This is a genomic window from Roseomonas sp. TS2 (genome assembly GCF_058833935.1).
This window is the reverse complement of the sequence record NZ_JCACVY010000225.1, coordinates 1-6,014: the sequence shown is the minus strand read 5'-3', so window position 1 is coordinate 6,014 and position 6,014 is coordinate 1. Positions and strand designations below refer to the sequence as shown.

The 6,014-nt window shown below is 74.5% G+C and carries 3 protein-coding genes; 2 read left to right on the top strand and 1 reads right to left on the bottom strand.

Going from position 1 to position 6,014, the window contains the following annotated elements; translation table 11 throughout:
- Nucleotides 1-43: 43 nt before the first annotated feature.
- The gene (locus ACZJYS_RS21895; RefSeq protein ID WP_493180312.1) at nucleotides 44-796 is read left to right on the top strand and encodes an SDR family NAD(P)-dependent oxidoreductase; all 753 of its coding nucleotides are present in this window, start codon (nucleotides 44-46) and stop codon (nucleotides 794-796) included.
- Between the two features lie 45 nt (nucleotides 797-841).
- On the opposite strand, the gene ACZJYS_RS21890 is transcribed toward ACZJYS_RS21895, so the two are convergent.
- Nucleotides 842-3,175, bottom strand: a complete 2,334-nt coding sequence (locus tag ACZJYS_RS21890; protein WP_109516852.1) for a bifunctional diguanylate cyclase/phosphodiesterase — start codon at nucleotides 3,173-3,175, stop codon at nucleotides 842-844.
- Between the two features lie 195 nt (nucleotides 3,176-3,370).
- Between ACZJYS_RS21890 and ACZJYS_RS21885 the strand changes: the two genes are divergently transcribed.
- Nucleotides 3,371-6,014, top strand: a 2,644-nt coding sequence (locus ACZJYS_RS21885) for a hybrid sensor histidine kinase/response regulator (protein WP_493180311.1), incomplete at its 3' end; no start/stop codon positions are given.

The window sequence follows — 6,014 nt, the reverse complement described above, 5'->3', positions numbered from 1 at the left end:
CGGCGGCGCAGCGGCAGCCCGTTGCCGCGCAGGGAGACCCGCCATGATTCTTCTCGTCACCGGGGCGAGCGCCGGGTTCGGTGCCGCCATCGCCCGCCGCTTCGCGCAGCAGGAGGAGGGCGCGCGCATCATCGCCGCCGGCCGCCGGCAGGACCGCCTGGAGGCGCTGGCCGCCGAGCTGGGCCGGGAAAAGGTGCTGCCCCTGGTGCTGGACGTGCGCGACGGCGCCGCCGTCGCCGCCGCCATCGCCGGCCTGCCGCCCGCCTGGGCGGAGATCGACCTGCTGGTGAACAATGCCGGCCTTGCCCTCGGCCTGGAGCCTGCCCAGCGCGCCAGCCTCGAGGACTGGGAGACGATGATCGACACCAACGTGAAGGGCCTCGTCGCCGTCACCCACGCGGTGCTGCCGGGCATGGTGGCGCGCAACCGCGGCCATGTCGTCAACATCGGCTCCACCGCGGGCGAGTGGCCCTATCCGGGCGGCAACGTCTATGGCGCCACCAAGGCCTTCGTCCGGCAGTTCAGCCTGAACCTGCGCGCCGACCTGTTCGGCACCGCCGTGCGGGTGACGGATATCGAGCCCGGCCTGGTCGGCGGCACGGAGTTCTCGAAGGTGCGCTTCGGCGACGAGGCGCGGGCCGCGGCCGTCTACCAGGGCACCGAGGCGCTGACGCCGGAGGATATCGCCGATGCCGTCCACTGGGTGGCCTCGCGCCCGGCGCGGGTGAACGTGAACACGCTGCAGGTGATGCCGGTCTGCCAGAGCTTCGGCCCGCTGCGCGTGCACCGGGACTAGCGGCGGGGCCAGCGGCGGAAGGCGGGCGGCGGAAGGCGGGCGGCCTCAGGCCGCCGCGCTGCCGCGCAGGCCCAGCTCCTCCGGCGGCAGCGGCAGGCCGAACAGGTAGCCCTGCGCCTCGGCGCAGCCCTCGGCATGCAGCAGGGCGCGCTGCTCCTCGGTCTCCACCCCTTCGGCCAGGACCGGCACGCCGAGCCCCTGGCCGATCGCCAGCACGGCGCGCAGGATGGTCATGGCCTGGCGGTTGCTGCCGATCTCGCGCAGGAAGCTGCGGTCGAGCTTGATCTTGTCGAAGGTGAAGGCGCGCAGCGTGCCGAGCGACGAGTAGCCGGTGCCGAAATCGTCCATCGCCACCTGCACGCCCAGCGCCTTGATCTGGCCCAGCATCTCCTGGGCCCGCTCCTGGTCCTGCATCAGGATGGTCTCGGTGATCTCCAGCTCCAGCCGGCCCGGCGGCAGGCGGGTCTCGGCCAGGATGGTGGCGATGGTCTGCGGCAGATCGGGCTGCAGGAACTGCAGGGGAGACAGGTTCACCGCCACCCGGCCCATGCGCGGCTCGGCGGCGGCGGCGGCGCAGGCGGAGCGCAGCGCCCATTCGCCGAGGGTCAGGATCAGCCCGCTCTCCTCGGCCAGCGGGATGAACTCGGCCGGCGGGACGAAGCCGCGCACCGGGTGCTGCCAGCGCATCAGCGCCTCGAAGCCGGTGCGCCGGCCGGTCGCCAGCTCCACCTGCGGCTGGTAGAACAGGCGGAGCTGCCCGTCCGCCAGGGCGCTGCGCAGATCCTCCGCCAACCGGCGGCGCACCCGCACGCTGGCGTCCATCTCCGTCTGGTAGAAGCAGGCGCCGCCGCTGCGCAGGGTCTTGGCGCGGCGCATCGCCACGTCGGAATCGGCGAGCAGCGCCTCGCCTGTCCTCGCATCCAGCGGGAACAGCGCGACGCCGATGCCGGCGCTGACCAGGATCTCCGAATGCCCGGCCCAGTGCGGCTGGTGCGCCAGCGCCTCCAGCGCGTCGAGCAGGCCGCGCAGCTCGCCCTCGGCCGTGTAGGGCACCAGCAGGGCGAACTCGTCGCCGCCGAGGCGCCCCGCCACGCCGCCGGCCGGCACCAGGACGGAGAGCTGCCGGGCATAGCTGCGCAGCACCCCGTCACCGGCCATGTGGCCATGCAGGTCGTTGATCTCCTTAAACCGGTCCAGGCCCAGCCGGATCAGCGCCACGCTCTGCCGCGCCCCGCCGGCGGCGCGCAGCGTCTGCTCCAGCTGCTGGGTGAAACGGGCACGGTTGGGCAGGCCGGTCAGCGCGTCGTGCAGCGCCAGGTGGCGGATGCGCCGCTCCTGCTCGCGCCGCTCCCGCAGGTCGCGCAGCGCGAAGACGCGCTTGCCGGGGCGCGGCACGTTCTCGCGCACCACCAGCTCCACATCCAGCAGCGTGCCGTCGGCGCGGCGCAGCTGGGTTTCCACCGTCGCCTCCGGCTGGCCCTCCGGCAGGTGCAGCGGCGGCAGCAGCGTGCCGGGCATCTCCTGCCCCAGCAGCTGGGCGCGCGGCAGGCCGACCATCGCCTGGAAGCTCTGGTTGGCTTCCAGGATGCGGCCATCCCGCACGATGGCCAGCCCCTCGATCGCGGAGTCGACGAGGCGGCGCATGCGCAGCATGCCGTCCTCCTCGTTGCGGTGGTCGATCAGGTAGGCGGCGGCGGCGGCGGCCATCACCATCAGCGCCACCAGCCCGACCGTCAGCGCCAGGGCGGCCTGGGTGCCATTGTCGGGCATGTCCAGCGGCAGCGGCAGCACCAGCACCGCCGCCATGCCGGTGAAGTGCAGGAGGAAGATGCCGGTGCCGAACAGCAGCGCGCCTTCCAGGGTGCTGCGCCAGCCGGTGCCGCGCAGGCTGCGCCAGACCGCCGCCATGCCGAACAGCACCGACAGCGCGAGCGAGGCGGCCAGGTAGAAGCGGTCATACGTCACCACGCCGCTGGCGCCATAGGCCAGCATGCCGGTGTAGTGCATGGCGCCGACGCCCGCCCCCACCACCGCACCGCCCAGAAGCGCCGCGCCGCGCGCCGGCCCCACCGCGATGGCGAAGCCGCCGGTGCAGGCGAGGATGGCGATGACCAGCGAGACCAGGGTCAGCAGCGGCTCGAATCCCAGCCGGGTGCCGGGCCCGTAGGCCAGGATGCCGATGAAATGGGTGCACCAGATGGCCGAGCCGCCGGCCATGCCGGCCAGCAGCAGCCAGCCGCCGCGCGACCACGAGCCGGCCTGCAAGGCACGCCGCAACACGCCCAGCGCCACGACCGAGCCCGCCAGGCAGACAATGGCCGCCAGCAGCACCAGCCGCAGGTCATGCTGTTCCGTAATGCACCGGTAGACCTGCATCATGCGCCGCGGCCTTTCATTCTCCTGGCGATCGTCCGGCCGGGACGGCGCCGGCGAAGCTGCATGCTTATCTGAGTGGGCCGGGAATTACCAAAATGTTTGCTGGGGACCCGGCGACGGCGGCGGATGAACGCGCCGCGCGAAAGACCGGCTTTCCTTCTCACGCTCCGGGGCGCGGGCATTGTAAGAAGGCCGCCCATGCCCTCCGTTGTCACGCCCCTCAACCGCTGGCTGCGCTTCCTGGGTCTCGGCCCCCTGCCGCGCCACGAGCCGCGGCCGTGGCTGCTGTTCAGCACCGCCGCCCTGCTGGCCGGCCTCTGCATCGCCGCCTGCTACAGCCTGCTGCGCGAGCGCGTTGTGCAGGACACCGCCGCCCAGGCCGGGCTGCTGGCGCGCGGCGTGGCCGGCGGCGTGGCGGAGCAGCTCTCGCGCGAGCTGCGGGAGGTGGATCTGCTGCTGCAGGACCTCGCCGCCGGCCTGCCCGGCGGCGCGGCCATCGCCGAGGCTGACCCGGCGGAGGCGCTGCGGCCGCTCCTGCCGCGCCTGCGGGCCATGCCGCAGCTGCGCGCCGTCCTGGTGGCCGACGCCCAGGGCAGGGTGGTCGCCGCCAGCGCCGCCGCGCTGCTGGAGCAGGGCCTGGCGGACCGCGAGTGGTTCCGGCTGCTGCGCGTCAGCGCGCCGCTGCTGCGGGTCGGCCAGCCGGAGGCGGGGCGCCTGCTCGGCCCCCCCGGCGGCAGCACCCCGCTCGACATCGCCCGGCGCGGCGGCTGGAGCATTCCGGTGGCGCGGCCGCTGCTGGCGCCTGCGGGCGGCTTCCGCGGCGCCGCCATCGCCCTGCTGGCGCCCGAGCACCTGCTCGGCCTGTCGCGGCAGCAGGGCGCGGCCTTCGGCATGAGCCTGCGCCTGCACAGCGGCAACGGGCTGCTGCTGGGCCGCTCCGATGGCGGGACGGAGGGTATCGGCGTGCTGAACGCCAGCGCCTGGCCGTTCCGCGACTTCCTGCCCCGCCGCGAGAGCGGTGCGTGGGAGGGGCCGGACCAGGACGGGCGCGAGGTGATCGCGGCCTTCGCCATGACCCGCCCGGCCGGGCTGGTGGTGGAGGTGGCGCAGGACCGAGACCTGGCCCTGGCCGCCGCCCGGCGCTGGTCGGGGCTGCTGCTGCTGGCGCTGGGCGGGCTCGGCCTGCTCGTGCTGGCCGCCTTCTGGCTGATGTTCCGGCAGGCCTCGGCGCTGAAGCGTCAGGGCGCGGCGCTGGCCAGGAGCGAGGCCGCCGCCCGTGCCGGCAGCCGCGCCAAGGAGGAGTTCCTGGCGGCGATGAGCCACGAGATCCGCACGCCGATGAACGGCGTGATCGGCGTCACCGGCCTGCTGATGGACACGCCGCTGGAGCCGGGCCAGCGCCGCTATGCCGAGACCATCCAGCGCAGCGCCGAGCACCTGCTGATGCTGCTCAACGACATCCTGGACTTCTCCAAGCTGGAGGCCGGCGCCGTCGCGCATGAGCGGATCGCCTTCGACCTGGAGGCGGAGATCGCCACCATCGTCGAGCTGTTCGCGCCGCGCGCCCAGGCCAGGGGCGTGGCGCTGCTCTGCGACCTGGCGCCGGACCTGCCGGCGCAGGTGCTGGGCGATCCGGGGCGGTTCCGGCAGATCCTGTTCAACCTCGTCGGCAATGCGGTGAAGTTCACGGAATCGGGCTGGATCCTGCTGGAGGTGGAGGCGGTGGCGATGCCGGCCGGCCGGCACGAGGCGGGGCCGTGCTGGCGGCTGAGCTGCGGCGTGCTGGACACCGGCATCGGCCTCGACCCCGCCAGTATCCCGACGCTGTTCGAGCGCTTCACCCAGGCCGATGCCTCGATCAGCCGGCGCTATGGCGGCACCGGGCTGGGCCTGGCCATCTGCCGGCGGCTGCTGGAGATGATGGGCGGCGGCATCAGCGCCGCGCCGCGGCCCGGCGGCGGCAGCGCGTTCCGCTTCCACCTGGAGGCCGGCCTCGCTCCCGCACTTCCCGCCGCCTCGGGGGGCGCTGCGGCCCCGCAGGCCGGCAACCCCTTGTCCGGGCAGCGCGTGCTGGCGGTGGACGGGCTGGCGGCGCAGCGCGAGATCCTGCAGCGCCAGCTCGAGGCGATGGGCACCGTGCCGCTGGTGGTGGCCGATGCGGCGGCGGCGCTGGCGGCGCTGCGCCGGCAGCGCTTCGCCCTGGCGCTGATCGAGCATGGGGGGGAAAGCCGCTCCGGCCCGGCCCTGGCCAGCCAGATGCAGGAGGCCGCCGGCGCCGCGGCCCCCGCCATGCTGCTCTGCGGCGCCGGCCCGGGAGCGGAGGAGGCGGAGGGCCTGCCCTGCCTGCCGCGCGCCGTCCTGCCGCAGCGCCTGCGGCGGGCCCTGGAGGCGGCGCTGGCGCCGACGGAAGAGGCGCCGCGCCGGCCCCTGCCGCCCGCCGCCGGGGAGAGCCCCGAGCTGGGCCTGCGCGTGCTGCTGGTGGAGGACAACGCCACCAACCAGCTCGTCATGCGCGCGCTGCTGGATCGCTGCGGCTGCACCGTGGCGCTGGCGCAGGATGGCGGGCAGGCGGTCGCCGCCGCCATGGCGGCGGCCTACGACGTCATCATCATGGATCTGCAGATGCCGGTGATGGACGGGCTGGCGGCGACGCGGGCCATCCGTGCCCGGCCGGGCCCCTGCCAGGGCAGCCGCATCATCGGCCTGACCGCCGCCGTGGGACCGGATTACGAGCGCCAGTGCCGCGAGGCGGGGATGGACGATTACCTGGCCAAGCCGGTGCAGCGCCCGGCGCTGCTGGGCGCGCTGCTGCGGGTGCTGGAATGGCGCGGCGCCCGCATGG